Raw genomic sequence first — 21086 nt, 5'->3', positions numbered from 1 at the left:
TACTACAACAACCTTATCTTATACGGTGCCATCAGGTACTATTACAGTAGATAATACGTATGTTAATCAAATTGATATTACCGTAGAACTACTAGACCCAGATGGTGTCATTACAGGTAATTGCTCTGTCTCAATTTATGATGAAGCAAATACACTGATTGATACAAAAGCACTTTCTACCAATACGGAAACAGTTCAGTTCACAGGATTGCTCAGCGATCAAACATACACCATTAACGTGATTGCTGATTACGATTTGGAAGATGGAAAAACGGTAGAAACAGGAGCTAATTTAGCAACTAATACAGCAACAACTGTTGCTAAAGTTACACCGCTTATCACAATATCTGATTCAAACGTAACAAAAGAAAGTGTTGAGTTTGATTTCGCATATAATGATATTGATGATGTCTTATTAAATACGACACTTCAAGCTGCGTTGGTCGTTGATGGTGTGGTTCAAGCGCAGAAAAACATTACAACCAATACAATTTATTTTGATATTTCAGGACTATTAGCAGATCAAGCATTTGATATCCATATCATCGGAGATTATAATCTTAGTGATGGTACTGGTGATCAGATTGATGCCGTGATACACGAAGCGTCATTTAGCACGATTGCTTATGCAACACCGTCAGTTAATATTAATGATATTGATGTCACTCAACAAGGGATTATTGTTGATTTAGATATCAGTGACGTCGATGCTGTCATTACAGGTAATTTTGCAATTAAATTATTTGATAATACCGAGACTGAAATAGAGAGTATCGGTTTAACCACTAATATGACTACAGTTACTTTTAATCATATAGCTGATTATGGAGAATCGTATTCTGTTTTAGTTGTCGCAGATTATAATTTATTAGACGGTGAAGGACCACATCCAGCTGTTAGTCTAGCTGAAGGATTCTTTATTGAGCATAATAAGTTGAAACCTGAAGTTAACGTATACAACGCAACAACTACTTATCAATCAATAACATTTGATGTCTCTGTTCTTGATGATGATAGCGTCATCAATGGAACAACAGAAGCTATTTTATATCAAGACAATAGCGAGGTATCACGTGTTACCATAAGTTCACCTACACAAACGGTTAATTTCACAGGATTAACGTCCGGGTTAGAATATCGTGTTGAATTTGAAACTGATTATGATAATGGAGACGGAAATAACACTTACTCAGACTACATAATGCGTTCAGAAATTTATACTACTGAAACGCTAGTAGAACCAAGCGCTAGTTTGGTTATAGATGATACGCAACAACAAAATATGGATGTTACAGTAAATGTAACCGATCCGGATGGTATAGGAACATTTACAGCCAATGTTTATGATGGGTTAACACTTATCGCTTCTGAAACAGTTACTGCTGGAACTAATAATGTTACCTTCACAACACTCAATACGGAAACTGAATATCGTGTTACTGTAGAAGGAACATATAACTTAAATGAAGGCGTAGGTATTGAAACCAACACTTTAGCAGAGTCTACTACAACAACCTTATCTTATACGGTGCCATCAGGTACTATTACAGTAGATAATACGTATGTTAATCAAATTGATATTACCGTAGAACTACTAGACCCAGATGGTGTCATTACAGGTAATCGTATTGTAGAGATATTTTATGAAGGTGCGTTAGTAAACTCAAGTAGTATCATAGATGGGACAAACACTGTCTCCTTTACAGGATTACTGCCAGAAACATCATATGACATTCAAGTACGTGTTGATTATGACTTAATTAATGGTACAGGCGTTCAAACAAACTCAGTGCTTGATACAATTAATCAGACCACATTAGACCTAGATATTATCACTGTTCAAAACGAAACAGTAGCTAAAAAGTCAAATGTTCTTGATATTGTTGTCGATGACAACAAAGATATTATTACCGGTAATTTGACTGCAACACTTTATCAGGGAGCGACACAAGTCGGAACATACATCGTAAGTAAAGATACCGTGACAACGATTGATATGCTTAATCTATTAAGCGGCTATGAGTACACATTAGATATCTCAGGAACCTATGAAACAGGTGAAGGAATAGCAGAACGTGTTGTTTATACCCACACATTTACGACAATCGAATTAATTACTCCAGACGTGACCATAGAACAAGCAAGTGCATGGACTTCAACTCCTGACTTAACCTTAGATGTCACAATTGGTGATGATACTGACAATGTTGCTAATGATACTGAGTGGACAGCTTACTTATATCAAAATGGTGTCTTAGTTGCTACAGTTGATATTGATCAAGTCGCAGGCGTTAATCCAGAAAATAGCACGACGACAATCACCTTCGTAGGATTCGATCATACTGATGGTGCTAGTTACACAGTCTTAGTTGCTGCCCAAGCAGACTTGAATGATGTTGCTGGACAAGGTGAAGTAGAAACCGACTTTGCCTCTCGCACATTTGTTGACGCAGGTAATTAAACCAAACTAAAAGAACTCCACTTGGAGTTCTTTTTTATTATAATACATTTTTTTCAGTGATGTTACTCGATGGATTAAATGTTTTTGGATTATCTGGATCATATATTTTTAAAAAGTTAATCACTTCATTTGTTATCTTAGTGGGCGTTGAGGCACCACTAGTGATACTAACTTTCTTAACATCTTTTAAATCCTCAAGTGTTAAGTCTGCGATGGACTCAATAACAATTGCGGGGATTCCCGCTTCTTTAATAGAGACTTCAGCTAACTTTTTCGTATTGTTTGATAAGTGATCCCCAACAACGATACATAAATCATTGTCATCATCTTGATGAATTACAGCGTCTTGACGAGCGCGCGTCGCATCACAAATCTCATCGATTAAATATAAATTCTCATAGTGTTTCAGTGCTTCTTGATGAATACGATAGACATCATAAAAACTCATCGTTGTTTGGTTAGTGAGTGCGACCTTCTCATAATCAGGTAAGTCTTTTAAATCATCTTCTGATTCAATGAGAGTGATTTTATCACTAATGGCTAAGGCGGCTTCGCTTTCTGGATGATCTTTTTTGCCTATATATAAAATGTGGTAACCATCATTAATAAACGTTTTAATAATATCGAAGGATTTTGTGACATCTGAACATGTTGTATCAACAATATCAAGATTTTTATCTTTCGCTTTATCTTTTACTTCATCACTGACACCGTGTGCGGTAAAAATCACAGTACCTTCTTGGATGTTATCGAGCAGTTCTAATCGTGTACGGTAGGGATTATGTAATATCGTAATGCCTTGATCCGCAAAAAAGTCGTTTACTTTTTTATTATGTATTAACATTCCTAAAAGGTAGATAGGTTGTTTTTTAGCGCTAAAATCAAGTTGCTTAATCATCTTAATAGCATTAACAACCCCATGGCAATAGCCTCTAGGAACGAGTTTTTGAATCTCCATATGAATCACTCCTTGGTTCTATTATAACTTATACTCGTTTGATTTGGAAAACATCTTGCTTTATAGTATAATTTTTGTGAGAGGTGAGCACACATGAACGTACAAAAACCATTTATTAAAAACGCCATTGAGCATTTAGGATTTAAAGAATTTACTGACGTACAAAAACAAATTATTCCTTTAATGAGAAATAACGACGATGTTATTGGGTGTAGTCAAACAGGAACTGGGAAAACGCATGCTTTTCTGATTCCTATTTTTGAGAAGATAGATCCAAATAAAGAAGAAGTACAAGTTATAATTACAACGCCAACAAGGGAATTAGCAAACCAAATCTATAAAGCCGCGACACACATTGGTGATAATGCCAAAGACTTTATTGATATAAGACGGTATGTTGGTGGACGCGATAAGAATAAAGAGATTGAACGGTTACAAAAAAAGCAACCAATGATTGTCATTGGTACACCAGGGAAGTTACATGACCTAGCTTTACAAGAACGGGTCCTCAATATTCATACTGCGCGGACATTTATTGTCGATGAAGCAGATATGACTATGGACCAAGGGTTTTTACCTAATGTCTTTGATTTAACGCAAGCATTAAAAAAAGACACACAACTCTGTGTCTTCAGTGCGACAATTCCTGAACAAATGCGCCCCTTTTTAAGAAAACTAATGGACCAACCAAAAGAAGTCTTCATTGCCCCAAAACAATTATCTAATTTAAATATCGAACACATCTTTATTCCGGTGAAAAGTAAACAACCAAAAGATGTATTATTACAATTTATCAGTACATTTAAACCCTATATTGCACTGATCTTTTGTAATACAAAAGAAACCGTTGATGAGATTGCAGACTTTTTATACAGCCAAGGTAAGAATGTTGAAAAACTTCATGGAGATATTCCTGCAAGACAACGAAAACGCGTCATGCAGCAAGCAAATCAAGCAAAATTTCAATATATTGTTGCCTCTGATATTGCTAGTCGCGGGATTGACATTGATGGTGTCAGTCATGTAATCAATTATGAGTTACCAAAAGACATGGAATTTTATATTCACCGTACAGGTCGTACAGGCCGCGCTAATTACGATGGGAAAGCCATCAGTTTATACCATACAGATGACGATGCATACATTGACTTTTTAGAAGAAAAAGGTATCAATATCGTCTATAAAGAAGTCCGTAATGGTGAATTAGTTGAACGAAGAGACCGTAAAGAACGGGCAAAACGTCAACATGTTACCAAAGGTGAAAATAAAAACAAATACAATATTAAAAAGAAGAATAAGAAAGTGAAACCAGGGTATAAAAAGAAATTTCATAAAAAATTACAAGAAGCGAAAAAGAAAGCACATCGTAAGAAAAGGAGAAAATAAATGCTTAAAATTGGATCACATGTAGGAATGAAAGGCAAAGAAATGTTTTTGGGTAGTGTAAAAGAAGCCTTAAGTTATGGTGCAAATGCATTAATGATATATACCGGGGCACCTCAAAATACACGACGCAAACCGATTGATAAACTCATGATCGAAGAAGCCCATGCATTAATGAAAGAACACAATATGCATCCTGAAGATGTTATTGTACATGCCCCATACATAATGAATTTAGCCAACAAACATCCTGAAAAAAGAGCCTTTGCGGTTGATTTTTTAACGAAAGAGATAAAACGCACTGGCGCGCTTGGTGCTAAGCATCTTGTATTACATCCAGGAGCACATGTCGGACAAGGGCCTGAAGTAGGGATTAAATACATACAAGAAGGATTAAACCAAGCAATAGAAAATACCAAAGATTTAGATGTTAAAATAGCTTTAGAAACAATGGCTGGTAAAGGAACTGAAGTCGGAAGAAGCTTTGATGAGTTAGCAGACATTATTGATGGTATTGATGAAAAAGATCGAATCAGTATCTGTTTTGATACCTGTCATACACATGATGCAGGATATCAAACAAGAGATGACTTTGATAGCGTACTCAAAGAATTTGATGACAAGATTGGAATCAGTCGTATTGGTGTCATTCATGTCAATGACTCAAAAAATATTTTAGGAGCCGCAAAAGATCGACACGAGAATATAGGGTCTGGTGAAATTGGCTTTGATGCCCTCTATTACATTGTGCATCATCCCAAACTGAAAGACGTACCTAAAATATTAGAAACGCCATATATCACAGAAACAGATGATAGTAAGAAAAAAGTGTATCCGCCATATAAATATGAAATTGATATGTTCCGCAAGGGAACGTTTGATCCTAATATTAAAACAACAATCCGGAATCAATAAAAAAATAACTCACAACGCGGGTTGTGAGTTATTTTATAATCGTTTCAATATTTTTGATATTTTTTAAAATCTGATTGATATCATCTAATCGAAATACCTTCTTATGTTTAATCCGTAAGTTTAAAATATAATCTGCACTGACATCAAAAAACTGACAAAATAACGCTAATTGATCTGTTGTCATTTTTTGTTGATTATTTTCTATTTTAGAGTAATTCGTCCGGTTGAGTTTTAAAAAATCAGCCACAGTTTTTTGCGGAAATCCTTTTTCATTTCGTATTTGCTTTAATCGTTCGCCTAAATCATTCATAACATCACCTCCTTAATTGTAGCAAATCCGAACAGATTTCAGCTAAAAAGCATTAAATAAGCACAAAATAATTGATATGAAGCAATATAGAACAGTGAATCGTTTTGACATTTCATGAAAAAAACCGTATAGTAAATGTGGTGAGAATATGACAAACCCAATAACGGATAGTATATTAAATTATGTCGATTTTGTCGGCTATGTGTCTGTGAAAGAATACATTGAAAAACGTCAAGCGTTAAACAAGCGTGATCAGTTTGATGATTATGCAGCATTGAAACCATATCAAACTATTGCGGTTGTAGGATTAGCCTATCCTAAACAAGAAGTTCAGTTTAAAGGAAAAGGCTATGGTCTATTATCACGCTATAGTTATGGGACAGATTATCATAGTGTATTCAGAGAGAAGTTAAAACAAATCGATACGCTTTTAGACTCATCCGGTGTAAGGTCATATAGTAGCGTTGATATATCACCCATTGATGAACGATTCGCCGCAGCTTTAACCCATCAGGGATTTCGAGGTAAGAATCAAGCCTTTATTCATAAGGACTTTGGACCCTATGTCTATTTAGCAACCATTCTTATAGATGTCGATATTGATGATCCTTATCATGTTGTGGATAACTGTGGTAGTTGTACAGCATGTATTGATGCCTGTCCAACAGGGGCACTTGATGAAGGCTTTAATCAATCGCTTTGTTTAAGTCATATAAGTCAAGAAAAACGTTCTTTAACACGCGCTGAAATACCGCATTTCAAGACAATGGTATATGGCTGCGATATATGTTATAAAGTGTGCCCTAAAAGTAAGGGTATTGATATACACCGTCATCCTGAATTTGAACCAACGGGAATTGAGAATGTCAATTTGATTGAATTGCTTTCCGTATCGAATAAGACGTATCTTAAAGACTATGGGAACAATGCTTCAAGCTGGCGTGGGGCAACGGTGATTAGACGTAATGCATTAGCTTTACTGTATAATCAAAATGTTAAAAAAGCGATTCCTTTTATTAAAGAAAGCATGACCAAATATCACAGTGCTTGGTATCAAGAAACAGCCAAGACAATACTACAATTATTTAAGGAGAAAAAACAATGAATCATATCGTATTGTATCATCCAGAAATCCCTCAAAATACTGGGAACATTATGCGTACTTGTGCCGCATCAAATATGAAACTACATTTAATTGAACCACTCGGGTTTAGTTTAGACAAAAAAGCTGTAAGACGGAGTGCCGCAAACTATGTTGAACATGTTGATTATACCGTGTATCAAGATTGGGAGAGTTTTATCAAGAAGAACCAAGATAATGGACGCTTTTACTTTGTCACCCGTTATGGACAAAAAGCACCCAATCAAATGGATTTTAGTGAACAAGACAAAGACATCTATGTGATTTTTGGTAGTGAATCATCAGGTATGCCAAAGTCAATTTTACGGCCACATTTAGAGCGTTGCTTACGCATTCCAATGACAGACAAAGTCAGAAGTTTAAATTTAAGCAATACCGTTGCTGTCTTAGCGTATGAAATCTTACGCCAACAAGATTATAATGACTTATTTCGGTTTGAACCAGAGAGCTTAAAAGGAAAAGATTGGTTACTAAAATAATTTTGTCTTTTTCAGTATAATTGTTATAATAGTTAAGAGGTGCTTAAGATGAAATTAAAAACCGGAGAAGATATCCAAATACAAAGTTATAAACACGATGAAGAACTTCACCGTATATGGGAAAAAGCAACCGTGATCGATGTCATTGAAAATGGCGTTGTTGTCGCCAATAGACGGACAAAAGTCATTGAGTCAAACGGCCGTTTTTGGCATACAAGAGAACCCTCTGTTACCTGGTTTTTCCATGATCATTGGTTTAATATCATTGGTATTATTAAACAAACAGGCATTCATTACTATTGTAATATCGCGTCCCCGTTTGTCTATGATAAAGAAGCGTTAAAATATATTGATTATGATCTTGATATTAAGGTGATTGAAGATTTTAGTTATAAAACGCTAGATCGCAATGAGTATAATAAACATAAAAACAAGATGGATTATCCACCAAAGCTTAAAAAGATTTTAGAAAAAGAGTTGAGTATTCTAAAATCAATGATTGAAAATGGTGAAGGCCCGTTTAATCATAAAAAAGTTATGGATTATTATACCTTATATCAAACAACCTATTACAAACCTGAATAAGAAGCACAATGTGCTTCTTGTTTAACTAGTAGTTTCAATTTGTCTATGGTAAAATAAAGAAAAGGTGGTGCGCATATGGGTCGAAAACGATGGTGGACACTGATTGGACTCGGTGTCTTAATGGTATTTGTGTTTATTTTAGTTAGTAATATTATAGAAGTAGGTGTACGCTTAGGTAATGTGCATGTGTATTTAGCGTATGCATTTTATGGTTTGAGCGCCATTTTGTTTTATGTTTTGATCTTAAATCCGATTCGGGTTATTTTATTATCACCCACATTTACGGTGGATGCGATGCTTACTGATACCAGACAAAAACATATTATTTATCGTAATGCGGCGAAGGTATTATTAAAAGGAGATACGCTCAGTGATAAAGAAAAACGAGCGATTCAGTTATCTTTAAATAATTATGAGAAACTACACTTAGCCTTACAAGAAGCCTTTAAAGGGAGTATCCGCACAAAAACGCGTGAAACGATTGTCGACAATGCCAAGCATGTCTTTATTTCTACAGCCTTGTCTCAAAACGGGAACCTAGATATGCTTAGTACACTGATAATTAATATTAAACTCATTCGTGAAGTGGTTGAAGTATCTGGTTTTAGACCAAGTTACGCATATTTAATCAAATTAATTGTTCGTGTAATGGTCGCATCACTGATTGCCGAAGGTATTGAAGAAATGGACTTATCAGAAGTCTTACCAACAAAGTTTACAGAAACGATTACCGATGTCCCATTTTTAAAAACAATATCCAGTAGTGTTCTTGGTGGTGTCACTAACGCGATGTTAACGTGTCGTGTTGGAATTATTACAGAAAAATACTTGTATAATGACAATCAATTACTTAACCGTAAAGAAATTCGTAAACAAGCGTATAAAGATACCTTAACTTTAATGCCTGTGATCATTGGAGACTCTTTAAGTTTCTTCCCTAAAAGTATTGCTAACATTATCGCTAGACCATTCCGCAAACATAAAAAGGAGTCATAAATACCTATGAAGCGACTTAAGAAAATCATAAAAAGGGTGTTCATCCTGCTCATTATCGGTGGGGCACTTTATGGGTTTTATGCTTACGCTAGCACTCCTGCAGGATTTATTTCAAAGGACACACTCGTCGAAAGTTATTTTACGAGCCTCGATGAGACTACGGTATGTGACCGGCATTTTAATGAAGAAACACAGACTGTCTGTGACGTCATTAAAGCCGAACTCGAGAATGAAACCATTACCGTAAGTGAAATTGTCGATATCAGTGGCAGTGATGCCGTAGAAGTGACCTTAGCGTCTGACGGTCATTCTGAAACCTTTATAGTCTCCTTTAAAACAGTGAATGAATCAGGGATCAAAGGGTTGATACATGATCAGTACTATATCATTGATACCATCCAATAAAAACAGTGCAAATTTTGCACTGTTATTTTTTATAAAGAATAAGAGGCACCATCATTTCAGCTTCAGTAAGTCCAGCATGATGTGCTTTGTGTTGTTTCTTATCGGATAGTGTAAACATTTTGTTTGATGTGGCAATTGCTAAGTAATCCCCTAAAAATGATTCAAGCATTGGATGTTCTTTACCGTTACCAAGCAAGTGACTCTTGCGTAAATCCTCTTTAGTATATAACTGATAATAGTCACCAAAAGATGATTGGAATATCTTTTCAAATGCGTCATGTTTATGTGGTTTAACAAAGAAGTTTGTCGCTCTTGGCTCAATACTTGTTTTGCGCTGTAATAAGTTGTTGAGTTCAGGGTTGTCATAAAGTGGTAACGGCTCAACATTTGTTAATCCGTGATCTGCAATGCCGACCAATAAACTATTTTGAGGCAGTTGATTTATGAGTGAAGTGACCTCTTCATTTAGTTCTTTAAGTAAAGTGTGTATCTCGTCACTGTCAATACCATATTCATGTTGGCTTAAATCAGGCTCAACCCAATACACATAAGAAAATGTTTGATCATGATTATGGGTATGAAGTAAGACACGTTCGACTTGTTCCTTAAAGGTTTTTGGTCCTTTTGGATCGACAATATTTGGCATGAACTCTCGTGTTGTGAGATGGGGATTTTTGGCTTTGATTTGATCAACTAACCGGTCATAACGAAGATATTTGTCCCGTAAGTTTTCACTAGGTTTATGCCCCGTATAAAAATCTTCATTTTTGAAGACAACTAGATTGGTGTCTTCTTTTTTAAAATATTGTACCCATCCTAAGTGACCATTTTCAATCGGGGCTCTCCCTGAGATAACCGCATTCGTTGCTGCAACGGTTGTTGGGGGGAAAACACTGGTGATTTCTTCTTGCATATAGGTGTACAAGGTATCACTTTTGTTCAAATGGTATTTGATAATATTAGTTCCTAGTCCATCAAGCAGTAGATAAATGATGTGATCATATTGTGTATTTAAAAACGTATCGACAGTCTTATGAGTCGGGTGAGGATTGGGTACATGATAATACTTAAGCAATGAATTGCTGACATTGAGTATGGAGTTCGTATAATCTGGGGGTGTTATTGGATTATTTGACATAGTGGTATAACAACTCTATGGTCGATGTAATCGCATCAATATGCGTCCGTTCCATACCATGTGATGCATGAACTCCTGGGCCAACTAATGCGCCTTTAAGATCATTTCCACCACGCATTGCCGCAGAAACATCACTGCCATAATATGGATAAATATCAATCGCATGATTAATCTTTTGATTTTTAGCGATGGTAATCATATTATTGGTTAAATCATAGTCATATGGGCCACTAGAATCTTTGGGACAGATAGATACATCTTGTTCAGTACAAGTTAAATCATCGCCAATACAGCCCATATCTACTGCGATGAGTTCATCTAGTTCAGGAATATAAGATGCCCCATGACCTACTTCTTCATAGGTACTAATAATGAATTTAATCGTATGTTTGGGTGTGATATTGTCTCGTTTCATTCTATCGATAAGGCCAAAAATACTAGCGACATTAATTTTATCATCTAAGAAACGAGATTTGATAAATCCGCTATCAGTGATGGTCGTTTTTGGGTCGATAAAAATAAAGTTTCCAACTTCAATTCCCAACGCTTCTACATCTTCTTTAGATTGCACCACTTCATCAATCCGAACATACATATGTTCTGGTGTCCGTGCTTTATCTTTTGCATCTTTGTAGACATGAACGGCAGGGGATGTTGATAAGAATGTCCCACTATAGGTTTTATTGTCACGTGTTAATACCGTGCAATATTCGCCATCTAAGGTTGGCCATAATGGGCCGCCAATAGCGGTAAACTTTATCTTGCCATCGGATGAAATACTTCTCACCATTGCACCTAAGGTATCGACATGGACACTTAACCCAACTGTTTTTTCTGATGCGCCTGGGTAGGTAATAATGAGATTCCCTTTCTTTGTTGTTTCGTAGGGTAATGCATACTTATCAGCTTCTTGTTTAATCCGTGGAATGATATCTTTCGCATAACCACTTGGACTATTAATCAGTAAAATCTCTTTTGCAAAGTCTAAAATATATTCTGTATTGAATGTCATTGTTTCACCTCTTTAAAAAAATTATAACACACATGTTGAAAGAGAAAAACAAAGAACGACTATTTTTGTCAAATAGGTACCAATTTAAGACAATAAGTGCTATAATATGGTTGATAATTAGTAGCATAAAGGATGTGACATAATGCAAATTGTATTCGGTGGTGCATTCAATCCAGTGACCAATGCCCACATTGATATTTATCATTTTTTAAAAGATGAGTTTCCCAACGCTACCTTTACCTTTTTACCCGTTAGTAATGCCTATACCAAAAGCAGTTTAGCCAGTAATTATCACCGCTTAAATATGCTTGAATTAGCGGTGAAAGGATTAGAAGATGTTAGAATTTCTACATTAGAATTGAACGATACAGACTTTTTAGGAACATATCAATCACTGATTCGTTTGAGTGATCTTCATGAAGAAGACATATACTTTGTTATGGGCGCAGATAACTTGACGTACTTAGATCAATGGAAGAATGCGTCTGGTTTGTTAAGTGAGTTTAAATTTATAATCCTAGGTCGAAACAATATTAATATTCATTCTGTTATAAAAGAGAATACGTTATTACATAAATTTAAGTCGCATTTTATCATTTATGAAGACTTTCATATCGATATGAGTTCGACAGAATTTAGAGAGACACTTAACCAAGCGCTTGTTCCGCAATGTGTTTATGACTATATTAAAGAAAATAATCTCTATCAAGGTGATGACGATGTTTTATAATAACTTTTTAAAAGTCGCAAGTGTAACCCCAAAATGTACTGTTGGAAACCCACGTAAAAATGTGGAAGAAATCTTACACTTACTAAAGAATATTAAGAGTAGTATTACAGTATTTCCTGAGCTAAGTGTCACAGCCTATACATGTAATGATCTCTTTTTTCAAGATGGCTTACTAACACAAACAGAAGCTGCGATTGCCTATTTCTTAAAGCATAATCCAAGTGACGGGATTGTAGTGATTGGAGCACCATTAAAAATCGAAGATGTGTTGTATAATACCGCCTTTGTGATTCAAAAAGATACTATTTTAGGCATTGTGCCAAAATTCTATTTACCAAATACCAAAGAATTTTATGAAAAACGCTGGTTTCAAAGTGGTTTTGAAATATCAGAAGAACGATCAGAGGTACGATATTTAGATCAAGTTGTCCCCTTTGGACATCTTGTATTCAACGACACAGAACATGATGTCACCTTTGGTGTCGAAATCTGTGAAGATATGTGGGCGCCAATTAGTCCAGGGAATATTCTTGCTTTAAATGGCGCGAAAATCATCTTAAACTTAAGTGCTTCAAATGAAGTCTTAGGCAAACGTCAAATTCGAAAACAAACCATTTTAGAACATACACGTCGTAATGCAGGAGCCTATATTTATAGTTCTGCAGGGGTTCATGAATCGACAAGTGAGACGGTGTTTAGTGGACATAATATGATTGCTCAAAATGGCGATTTAATTATAGAAACCGAGAACTTTAATCAAGAAAGTGAAATTATCTATGGTGATATTGATTTAGACAAGATTGCGTATGATAGACGGACAAACTCTTCATTTAGAGATACCGTCCATCGATATCGCTTTGCCTTTAAAGAGGTTTCATTTTCGTGTGCGAAAAGTGATAAATTTGACTTTGAAAAACCCTTTGATAAAACCCCTTTTGTTCCTAAAAAAGCGGTATTAAAACAATTTGAAAAGATTGCCGCATTACAAGAAAATGCCTTAATGAAACGGATTAAACATGTCAATAGTAAGACCTTAATCGTTGGGGTTAGTGGGGGCTTAGATTCAACTCTAGCATTACTGATTGCGGTGCGTGCATTTGATGCGATTCGTAAACCACGAAAAGATATTATTGCTGTGACGATGCCAGGCTTACATACATCAGACAGAACGAAACAACAGGCTGATGCGTTAATGGCAGCACTCGGTGTAACACAAAAAGAAATTGCAATTAACGATCATGTAAAACATCATTTTGAGTTAATTGGACACGATGGTAAAACAGAAGATATTACCTATGAAAATACGCAAGCACGTGTCCGTACAATGGTACTTATGAACTTAGCGAACATGTATCATGGACTGGTTTTAGGTACTGGAGATTTAAGTGAATTAGCCCTTGGTTGGTGTACATATAATGGCGATCAAATGAGCATGTATGGTATTAATGCAGGGATTCCAAAAACACTAGTTCGATTCATGATAGAACATTATGCTAAAGAGATGTTTGACAATGAAGCAAAACAAACGTTATTAGATATTGTAGATACGCCAATTACACCAGAACTAGCAAGTAATCAAATGACAGAAGAGGCAATTGGTAAATATGAAATTAACGATTTCATTATTCATCGACTCTTGCGCTATGGAGATAATGCGTGTCGTATTCGGTTCTTATTAGAAACGGTATTTGAATTGGAACAGGAATCAGCAGATAGGTATGTACATAATTTCTTTAAACGGTTTTACAGTCAACAATTTAAACGTCAGGCCTTACCTGATGGTCCAAAAATATTAGATATTAGTTTATCACCACGTGGTGATTTAAGATTACCAAGTGATATTGCATTTGAGGTGAAATCATGTCCAAAAAAACCGTTGTCTTAGGACTATCGGGAGGGGTGGACAGTTCAGTAGCAGCATATCTGTTAAAAGAACAAGGGTATAACGTAATTGGACTATTTATGCGTAACTGGGATTCTACAACCAATAATGATATTTTAGGTAACCCTGATTTAACTGAAGAGATTTGTCCGCAAGAACAGGACTATCAAGATGCCAAAGCAGTAGCTGATCATTTAGGGATTCCGATCTATCGGGTAGACTTTATTAAAGAGTATTGGGATTATGTATTTACCTACTTTTTAGAGGAATATGAGAAAGGGAGAACCCCTAATCCAGATATATTATGTAATAAATATATTAAGTTTGATGCGTTTAAGGAACATGCAAAGCAGTTTAACCCAGACTATATTGCGATGGGGCATTATGCCCGTGTAAAACATCATCCTCGACCAACTCTATTACGCGGTAAAGATAATAATAAAGATCAAACGTACTTTTTAAGTCAACTTACTGAAGAACAGTTATCGACAACGCTTTTTCCAGTCGGTGAACTGACGAAAAAAGAAGTTAGAGAGATTGCCCATAAGCATAATATCCCAACAAAAGATAAAAAAGATTCGACCGGGATTTGCTTTATTGGAGAACGTGATTTTAAACAATTTTTACAAAATTATTTACCTGCAAAACCTGGGAACATGGTGACAGAAACTGGTGATGTTGTCAACACCCATGAAGGGTTAATGTATTACACGATTGGACAACGTAAAGGGTTAGGCATTGGAGGCAGTAAAAAATATGACAACTTACCATGGTTTGTGATTGGTAAAAATCTAAAGACCAATGCATTAATTGTGGGGCAAGGCTTCCATCATCCGACGTTATACAGTGATGCATGTTTAGTTGAAGATGTCAACCTCATTAACTTAGATCACTTTGAAGGGGAGTTGAAATGTACCGCTAAGTTTCGGTATCGCCAAAAAGATCACGGTGTAAAAATCCGTTTTAAAGGACAACACTTAGAGGTTATATTTGATGAGCCAATTAGAGCCGTGACACCGGGCCAAGCCGCTGTCTTTTATGATGGTGAAGTGTGTTTAGGTGGCGGATTCATTAAGACAGTGTATAAAGATGGTGTAGCACGCCAGTATTAAATAAAGGGGGAACGTATGGCAAAACAAATTGGTATTGCCTTAGCCGGTGGTGGCGCACGAGGTGCGTATCAAATTGGTGCGTGGAAGGCATTAAATGAATATGGAGTTTTAGAAAAAGTTAAACATTTTAGTGGTGCAAGTGTGGGTTCTCTTAACGCTGTATTATATGCGATGGGAGATTATGAACTTGCCTATGATGTATGGATGAAACGGGATAACACCGATTTGTTTCATACTGAAGATGATATTTTTAAACGCCTCTTAAAAGAGAAACTTGATTTTTTTAATAAGGGTATCTTTAATATTGAAAAACTAAAAACCATGATAGAAGAGACAGTTGATTTTGAGAAAATCAAAGATAAAGAAGTGTATGTGGCAACAACACGCCTAGGTGATGAGAACGCTAGTTTCTTTGATTTAATCAAAACCAATTATAAACACTTCTTTAAATCAGATTATCAGGTTGATTTTTATGACATAAATAAAATCGAAGCAGCAAAACGCAACAAAGTTTTATTAGCCTCATGCGCGATTCCGGTGGCCTTTAAACCTGTCCAAATTGATGATAAACGGTATTATGATGGTGGCATCTTAGATAACGCTCCTTATGAGCCATTAATTAAGGCAGGGTGTGATGTGATTATCGTCATTGATTTATATACCTTTAGTATGATGCGTATCACGCGTGAAAAACGCGCTAAGTTATTGGTGTGTTATCCGAAAAAAAGTCTACGGGGAATGCTTGACTTTAAACAAGAATATTTAGAGAGACGGTTTAACTTTGGTTATCACGACATGACCAAGCTATTACGAGAGAACCTTGAAGATATTTTAGAAGAATAAAAGAAATTAAACACGTCTGTCACTACTATAGTGATGGAGGTGTTTTTTAATGAAAAAAAGTATGATTATCGCGTTAATCGCTTTTTTAAGCGCATTTGCGATTCAAGATGTCACCGCGAGTGACTATGAAACTTATCAAGAGGTGACGTTTGAACATAGTGGGGCTAAGTTTTTAGATGAGTACACCAATAAGATGTATAAGAAATATTATAAAAAGGTTAAACGTCGGCGTTTTTGGGGTTGGCGCACCTACACCAAATATGACGCTGAACCCGTCACCTTTACAAAGGATACATTATATGTCATTGTCAATGAAGGAACGACACCAATACGGCAAGAATTTGAGTTTAAAAGTATTGAAACAACAACAAAACAGTACAATGTCTCAGGAAATTTAAATATGACCGCAGAAGGGGAGATTTACACCATAGAACTCGGGTTTGAAGAAGAGCTTGATTGGGAGATTTTAACGTCATCAACAGAAACATATACCGAAGATATTGAAATACGTGTTGACATCGACCCTATGACCAAACTAATTGTCGAAGTAAAAGGAGAAGGTAAAATTAGTAATGGCGTCGCTAAATATTATCGCTTTTGGCGAAATGTCCGTAAAGGTGGCTGGGAAGTCTTTGTCGTAACAACAGAGTATTACTCATTAAGAAAGGAACAAATCAATGAAGGGTAAAGTTCTTGGTGGCATCATTTTAATTTTAATCATAATAGTCACTCTCTTATTATTTATTCAAGAAGAGCGCCCCTTACAGATGATGAGCCGCAAACAAGTCATTTCAATGTATGAAACCAATAGCTATGAAACGTTTCGCATTAGTGTCTTAACCAATGATCCAAATAGTTTTCATTTTGATGAAGACTATATCTCGCGTATAGCGCTAGTTAATGGGGATGAAAAAACACGTGTCGAAATTGATAAGATCATGATTGATAAGCAACAACTCCTACATCAAGACACCGTCTTTACAGTTGTTCATTTTGATTTGCGTCCATTGATTCATCTCGATGATGGACAACTGATTTATGATGATGCGTCCTTAGAAATTACCTATCGCAATGATACAACGTATTATATTCCAGTTGGTGAAGTCAATTATGTTTTTACACATGATGCTGAGCCATCCCTTAGTTTAGGGGGCTTATCTGCGACAATTGATACCTATGACAAAGGCTCTCGGGTGAGTGGATTATATATAGAACTAGGTAATTTAACGTATCATAACATCCTTATTAAAGATATTGACATTATGAGCGTATCTGTAAAAGCGAATACACGGCAACTAAAAGAAGTGTATACACCAGTTGAGTATACTGATTGTCCTAGTGACATCCTCGGATTAGCAAGCTATGATTTGTTTCAAACATATGTCCCTACAGAGTTAAGAATACAGTTATTGAGTCAAACTTCAAAAGCTTTTTATGTGCCATTAGTGTATAACGCATCAATTGAGTATATTGAGCGTTTTACTGTCAAAGTGACCTATGAGATTGATGGCACTGAAAAGACACAATATATTGATGATTTCCCGTTTATTAGACAACCTTTATTCCATATGGATAATACAGATGATTGGATTGAGATTGATGACCCTATCTCAGATTAAAGGATTTACTATTAAGTTCAAACAAGCGACAGTCACTGTGCCAGACATCCCTTTAAAGAAACAGGTAACTGTCCTTGTTGGGCCAAACGGAGTAGGGAAGAGTACGGTATTAAGGGTCCTGGCGGGGATGACCTCATTAAGGGGATTAACGGGGTCATTTCGTTATGCACAAGATCATCCAAAGTTTCCAATTGATATCGTATGTGAGGATTTATTAACACAGATTAATTATATGGATGTAACCTTTAATCCGTCACTCATGGATGAGTTAATTGATATGTTACAATTTCGACCCTATTTGAAACATACCTGTACAGCATTATCAAAAGGAAATCAAATGAAGCTTAATTTGATTCTAACGCTTGCGTGTGAGGTTGATATGTATTTACTTGATGAGCCGTTTTCAGGATTAGATAAACTGGGTAAAATAGCTTTAATTGATTTTATGCAAAAGGTTAATAAGCAAATAATCATCTCTTCACATTTAGATGATGTAATCAAAGAAGATATTATGGATGTGGTGTTTTTATGAAAGGATTATTGGTTCAGTTTAACCTTTTGTTTACAAAACGGATTGTTATATATTTAGGTGTTATTGGCGTTTTAACAGTTCTTTATGCGTGGTTAACGTCAGAAGTCATGTCAACGAGTGCGTATCAACGCTTTTTTATGACCCAATTACAAGAGCGGTATTATCAAGATATGATTACATATTTAAAACTCATGGTGACGGTGAGTGTCATCTTTTTACTGATGCATGCGCAGGTATCGAATCAATATGATGTCTTATTCGTTGGTCGGCAAGACACAACGGTTTTTATTACGACTAAACTCATTGTAATAATGGTTCTTCTAGCTATTGTGATAATAATTATTGGGAGTATCTTAACCGCGTTTGGTCTACTTACCGAGTACTTTGACTTTACAGTCAATTTATTGTATATCTTCATCAGTATCTTCATCCTTGGTGTATATTACCTTTTGCTTGGAGCGCTGATATATTGCTATATGCAACACATTTTAGCGTTTATGATTCCCTTAATGGGGTACTTATTAGCGTTTACTATGACAGATCCTATCATTGAGTCAAATGACCTAACGCCTCTTTATTATTGGCTTCATTTCGTTTTCCCTGACATGTTAGTAAATAGCCAATATAAGCCCTATTACGTTTATGGGTATGGCGCAATACTGCTCCTCTGTCTAAGCTTCTTTATGTTCATCAATAGTCGTTACACATACCAAGTAGTCACTCACAAAAAGCATTGATAAACGACATAATATATGGTATAGTAAATAGTGCTTATAAGGAGTTGATAGTATGTGTGGTATTGTAGGATATATTGGGAATAAAGATGCAAGAGAAATTATATTAAATGGCTTAGAAAAATTAGAATATAGAGGCTATGATAGTGCCGGCATTACGTTAAGAAATAATGCGCAAAATGATTTTAACGTTTATAAAGACAAAGGGCGCATTGCGCACTTAAAATCAATTGTTGATTATTCATTTGACAGTGGTCTTGGTATTGGACATACGCGGTGGGCAACACATGGTATCCCCAATTATGCGAACAGTCATCCTCACTATTCTAATGGAAGCCGTTTTTTTATTGTACATAACGGTGTGATAGAAAACTACAAAGAACTAACTGCTAGTTATTTGCAAGGCAGTGTCTTTGCGAGTGATACAGATACTGAAGTGATTGCGCATTTGATTGAGCGCTTCGCTTCAAAAATGAGTGTCTCAGAAGCCATTCGTAAAACAATGAGTTTATTAGAAGGGTCTTACGCTTTAGCAATCATTGATCGTGATAATCCGCATAAACTGTATGCGGCCAAAAACAAAAGTCCTTTATTAATAGGGTTATCTCAACACGGTATCGTTGTCGCAAGTGATGTGATGGCATGTGTTGGGTATGCGAATGAGTACATTCCTTTAGAAGATAAAACATTTGTTGAAATTGATGGGGCAAGTTATAAGATTAAAGATATTATTGGTAAACATGTTGAACATGATATCAAAGAGATTGATATTGACGCTAGTAATATTGAAAAAGGTGAATACGCCCATTTCATGTTAAAGGAAATTAATGAACAACCTGGGGTTATTCGCAATATCTTACAACGGTATTTTAAAAACGGTAAAGTGCAATTAAATGGTCCGATAAAAGAAACGTTAGAAGATACAGATCGGATTTATATTATTGCCGCAGGAACCAGTATGAATGCTGGGTTTGTTGGTAAACAAATATTTGAGAAAATGGCGAACATTCCAACCGAGGTCCATATCGCAAGTGAGTTTGCGTATAACATGCCTCTGTTAACGAAAAATCCATTATTTATCTTTATTTCACAAAGTGGAGAAACAGCTGATTTACGAGCAGTATTGGTGAATATTAAAGCAAAAGGATACCGCTCACTCACCATAACCAATGTGAAAACAAGTACACTTGCAAGAGAAGCAGATCATTATCTAGAAATTATGGCAGGTCCAGAAATTGCTGTCGCAAGCACCAAAGCATACACTGCCCAGATTGCGATTTTAAGTATTTTAGCATATGGATTAAGTGATGGTCATATTAATTTATATAAAGAATTATCCCGTGTTGCGATTAGTATGGAAAACATTATAGATAAACGGGATTATATCAAATCACTCGTAAAAGATTACTTGACGAAACGTAACTGTTTTTATATCGGTCGAGGGATTGATTACTATACCTGTTTAGAAGCGAGTTTGAAGCTAAAAGAAATTAGTTATATTCAGACAGAAGGATTTGCGGCAGGTGAATTAAAACACGGAACAATTGCATTAATTGAAGAAAACACACCTGTAATTGCGATTATTTCGCAACGTGCAACAAGTAAAAACACACGCTCAAATTTATATGAAGTAAAAAGTCGTGGTGCGCATGCATTAATCATTTCAACAAAAAGTGTGCACGAACAAGATGATCAAATCATCGTTGATGATGTCCATGAGGTGTTGAGTCCAATGTTAACAGTTATACCAACTCAGTTAATTGCGTATTATGCTGCGTTGGAGCGTGGAAACGATATAGACAAACCGCGTAATCTAGCCAAAAGTGTTACCGTTGAGTAAGGAGTGTTACT

At 35.8% G+C, this 21086-nt stretch carries 21 protein-coding genes; 17 read left to right on the top strand and 4 right to left on the bottom strand.

Annotated elements, in window-relative coordinates; all coding sequences use genetic code 11:
- Positions 1-2461, top strand: a 2461-nt coding sequence (locus tag UMR38_08100; GenBank protein ID MEC9485809.1) for a hypothetical protein, incomplete at its 5' end; no start/stop codon positions are given.
- Positions 2462-2498: 37 nt separating this feature from the next.
- Here the strand turns inward: UMR38_08100 and ispH are convergent.
- Positions 2499-3419, bottom strand: a complete 921-nt coding sequence (gene ispH / locus UMR38_08095) for a 4-hydroxy-3-methylbut-2-enyl diphosphate reductase (protein ID MEC9485808.1) — start codon at positions 3417-3419, stop codon at positions 2499-2501.
- Positions 3420-3512: 93 nt separating this feature from the next.
- Here ispH and UMR38_08090 point away from each other — a divergent pair, with 93 nt between their 5' ends.
- Together UMR38_08090 and UMR38_08085 are read left to right on the top strand one after the other, a co-directional pair.
- A complete protein-coding gene (locus UMR38_08090; protein MEC9485807.1) occupies positions 3513-4805 on the top strand; it encodes a DEAD/DEAH box helicase in 1293 nt (430 codons plus the stop codon).
- Positions 4806-5717, top strand: coding sequence for a deoxyribonuclease IV (locus UMR38_08085; protein MEC9485806.1), 912 nt, complete (start codon positions 4806-4808; stop codon positions 5715-5717). It begins immediately after the preceding gene.
- A 28-nt stretch (positions 5718-5745) separates the two neighbouring features.
- Here UMR38_08085 and UMR38_08080 read toward each other — a convergent pair whose 3' ends face one another.
- On the bottom strand, positions 5746-6027 hold the full coding sequence (locus UMR38_08080; GenBank protein ID MEC9485805.1) for a helix-turn-helix transcriptional regulator: 282 nt from the start codon (positions 6025-6027) through the stop codon (positions 5746-5748).
- A gap of 148 nt (positions 6028-6175) precedes the next feature.
- On the opposite strand from UMR38_08080, the gene UMR38_08075 reads away from it, so the two are divergent.
- The 5 genes from UMR38_08075 to UMR38_08055 all read left to right on the top strand — a co-directional run bounded on the left by UMR38_08075 (position 6176) and on the right by UMR38_08055 (position 9633).
- The gene (locus UMR38_08075; GenBank protein MEC9485804.1) at positions 6176-7132 is read left to right on the top strand and encodes a QueG-associated DUF1730 domain-containing protein; all 957 of its coding nucleotides are present in this window, start codon (positions 6176-6178) and stop codon (positions 7130-7132) included.
- Positions 7129-7647, top strand: a complete 519-nt coding sequence (locus UMR38_08070) for a tRNA (cytidine(34)-2'-O)-methyltransferase (protein ID MEC9485803.1) — start codon at positions 7129-7131, stop codon at positions 7645-7647. Before UMR38_08075 ends, UMR38_08070 begins: the two co-directional genes overlap by 4 nt.
- Positions 7648-7695: 48 nt before the next feature.
- On the top strand, positions 7696-8232 hold the full coding sequence (locus UMR38_08065; protein MEC9485802.1) for a DUF402 domain-containing protein: 537 nt from the start codon (positions 7696-7698) through the stop codon (positions 8230-8232).
- Positions 8233-8307: 75 nt separating this feature from the next.
- On the top strand, positions 8308-9228 hold the full coding sequence (locus UMR38_08060) for a DUF697 domain-containing protein (GenBank protein MEC9485801.1): 921 nt from the start codon (positions 8308-8310) through the stop codon (positions 9226-9228).
- Between the two features lie 6 nt (positions 9229-9234).
- Positions 9235-9633 (top strand): hypothetical protein, encoded by a 399-nt coding sequence (locus UMR38_08055; protein ID MEC9485800.1) that lies wholly within the window; start codon positions 9235-9237, stop codon positions 9631-9633.
- Positions 9634-9655: 22 nt separating this feature from the next.
- Here the strand turns inward: UMR38_08055 and UMR38_08050 are convergent, their stop codons facing one another.
- Both UMR38_08050 and UMR38_08045 read right to left on the bottom strand, forming a co-directional pair.
- Positions 9656-10771, bottom strand: a complete 1116-nt coding sequence (locus tag UMR38_08050; GenBank protein MEC9485799.1) for an alkaline phosphatase family protein — start codon at positions 10769-10771, stop codon at positions 9656-9658.
- Positions 10761-11783 carry a M42 family metallopeptidase gene (locus tag UMR38_08045; protein MEC9485798.1) on the bottom strand — a complete coding sequence of 341 codons (1023 nt, stop codon included), beginning with the start codon at positions 11781-11783 and terminating at the stop codon, positions 10761-10763. The genes UMR38_08050 and UMR38_08045 overlap by 11 nt, the downstream gene beginning before the upstream one ends.
- A gap of 142 nt (positions 11784-11925) precedes the next feature.
- On the opposite strand from UMR38_08045, the gene nadD reads away from it, so the two are divergent.
- The 9 genes from nadD to glmS are packed head-to-tail and all read left to right on the top strand — an operon-like array spanning position 11926 to position 21075.
- Positions 11926-12513, top strand: coding sequence for a nicotinate (nicotinamide) nucleotide adenylyltransferase (gene nadD / locus UMR38_08040; GenBank protein ID MEC9485797.1), 588 nt, complete (start codon positions 11926-11928; stop codon positions 12511-12513).
- A complete protein-coding gene (locus tag UMR38_08035; GenBank protein ID MEC9485796.1) occupies positions 12503-14398 on the top strand; it encodes an NAD(+) synthase in 1896 nt (631 codons plus the stop codon). Before nadD ends, UMR38_08035 begins: the two co-directional genes overlap by 11 nt.
- Complete coding sequence (gene mnmA, locus UMR38_08030) at positions 14374-15507, top strand: tRNA 2-thiouridine(34) synthase MnmA (protein MEC9485795.1); 1134 nt, start codon at positions 14374-14376, stop codon at positions 15505-15507. The genes UMR38_08035 and mnmA overlap by 25 nt, the downstream gene beginning before the upstream one ends.
- Before the next feature lie 15 nt (positions 15508-15522).
- A complete protein-coding gene (locus tag UMR38_08025; protein MEC9485794.1) occupies positions 15523-16350 on the top strand; it encodes a patatin-like phospholipase family protein in 828 nt (275 codons plus the stop codon).
- A 49-nt stretch (positions 16351-16399) separates the two neighbouring features.
- On the top strand, positions 16400-17038 hold the full coding sequence (locus UMR38_08020; GenBank protein ID MEC9485793.1) for a hypothetical protein: 639 nt from the start codon (positions 16400-16402) through the stop codon (positions 17036-17038).
- Positions 17028-17969 (top strand): hypothetical protein, encoded by a 942-nt coding sequence (locus UMR38_08015; GenBank protein MEC9485792.1) that lies wholly within the window; start codon positions 17028-17030, stop codon positions 17967-17969. The genes UMR38_08020 and UMR38_08015 overlap by 11 nt, the downstream gene beginning before the upstream one ends.
- A complete protein-coding gene (locus UMR38_08010) occupies positions 17950-18501 on the top strand; it encodes an ATP-binding cassette domain-containing protein (protein MEC9485791.1) in 552 nt (183 codons plus the stop codon). Before UMR38_08015 ends, UMR38_08010 begins: the two co-directional genes overlap by 20 nt.
- Positions 18498-19238 (top strand): hypothetical protein, encoded by a 741-nt coding sequence (locus UMR38_08005; protein MEC9485790.1) that lies wholly within the window; start codon positions 18498-18500, stop codon positions 19236-19238. The genes UMR38_08010 and UMR38_08005 overlap by 4 nt, the downstream gene beginning before the upstream one ends.
- Before the next feature lie 52 nt (positions 19239-19290).
- Positions 19291-21075 (top strand): glutamine--fructose-6-phosphate transaminase (isomerizing), encoded by a 1785-nt coding sequence (glmS, locus tag UMR38_08000; protein ID MEC9485789.1) that lies wholly within the window; start codon positions 19291-19293, stop codon positions 21073-21075.
- Positions 21076-21086: the final 11 nt, after the last annotated feature.

It is taken from the genome of Candidatus Izemoplasma sp. (assembly GCA_036172455.1).
Lineage (GTDB): Bacteria > Bacillota_I > Bacilli_A > Izemoplasmatales > Izemoplasmataceae > JAIPGF01.
The sequence above is the reverse complement of the archived record's forward strand: the minus strand, read 5'-3'. Positions and strand labels throughout refer to the sequence as shown.

Excerpts from the sequence above, each read along its gene's own strand:
- UMR38_08015 (MEC9485792.1), top strand. The coding sequence starts at position 17,028 with ATGAAGGGTAAAGTTCTTGGTGGCATCATTTTAATTTTAATCATAATA.
- UMR38_08065 (MEC9485802.1), top strand. The coding sequence starts at position 7,696 with ATGAAATTAAAAACCGGAGAAGATATCCAAATACAAAGTTATAAACAC.
- UMR38_08085 (MEC9485806.1), top strand. The coding sequence starts at position 4,806 with ATGCTTAAAATTGGATCACATGTAGGAATGAAAGGCAAAGAAATGTTT.
- UMR38_08050 (MEC9485799.1), bottom strand. The coding sequence starts at position 10,771 with ATGTCAAATAATCCAATAACACCCCCAGATTATACGAACTCCATACTC.
- UMR38_08025 (MEC9485794.1), top strand. The coding sequence starts at position 15,523 with ATGGCAAAACAAATTGGTATTGCCTTAGCCGGTGGTGGCGCACGAGGT.
- UMR38_08035 (MEC9485796.1), top strand. The coding sequence starts at position 12,503 with ATGTTTTATAATAACTTTTTAAAAGTCGCAAGTGTAACCCCAAAATGT.
- UMR38_08005 (MEC9485790.1), top strand. The coding sequence starts at position 18,498 with ATGAAAGGATTATTGGTTCAGTTTAACCTTTTGTTTACAAAACGGATT.
- UMR38_08055 (MEC9485800.1), top strand. The coding sequence starts at position 9,235 with ATGAAGCGACTTAAGAAAATCATAAAAAGGGTGTTCATCCTGCTCATT.
- ispH (MEC9485808.1), bottom strand. The coding sequence starts at position 3,419 with ATGGAGATTCAAAAACTCGTTCCTAGAGGCTATTGCCATGGGGTTGTT.
- mnmA (MEC9485795.1), top strand. The coding sequence starts at position 14,374 with ATGTCCAAAAAAACCGTTGTCTTAGGACTATCGGGAGGGGTGGACAGT.
- glmS (MEC9485789.1), top strand. The coding sequence starts at position 19,291 with ATGTGTGGTATTGTAGGATATATTGGGAATAAAGATGCAAGAGAAATT.
- UMR38_08045 (MEC9485798.1), bottom strand. The coding sequence starts at position 11,783 with ATGACATTCAATACAGAATATATTTTAGACTTTGCAAAAGAGATTTTA.
- UMR38_08075 (MEC9485804.1), top strand. The coding sequence starts at position 6,176 with ATGACAAACCCAATAACGGATAGTATATTAAATTATGTCGATTTTGTC.
- UMR38_08020 (MEC9485793.1), top strand. The coding sequence starts at position 16,400 with ATGAAAAAAAGTATGATTATCGCGTTAATCGCTTTTTTAAGCGCATTT.
- UMR38_08060 (MEC9485801.1), top strand. The coding sequence starts at position 8,308 with ATGGGTCGAAAACGATGGTGGACACTGATTGGACTCGGTGTCTTAATG.
- UMR38_08090 (MEC9485807.1), top strand. The coding sequence starts at position 3,513 with ATGAACGTACAAAAACCATTTATTAAAAACGCCATTGAGCATTTAGGA.
- UMR38_08080 (MEC9485805.1), bottom strand. The coding sequence starts at position 6,027 with ATGAATGATTTAGGCGAACGATTAAAGCAAATACGAAATGAAAAAGGA.
- UMR38_08010 (MEC9485791.1), top strand. The coding sequence starts at position 17,950 with ATGACCCTATCTCAGATTAAAGGATTTACTATTAAGTTCAAACAAGCG.
- nadD (MEC9485797.1), top strand. The coding sequence starts at position 11,926 with ATGCAAATTGTATTCGGTGGTGCATTCAATCCAGTGACCAATGCCCAC.
- UMR38_08070 (MEC9485803.1), top strand. The coding sequence starts at position 7,129 with ATGAATCATATCGTATTGTATCATCCAGAAATCCCTCAAAATACTGGG.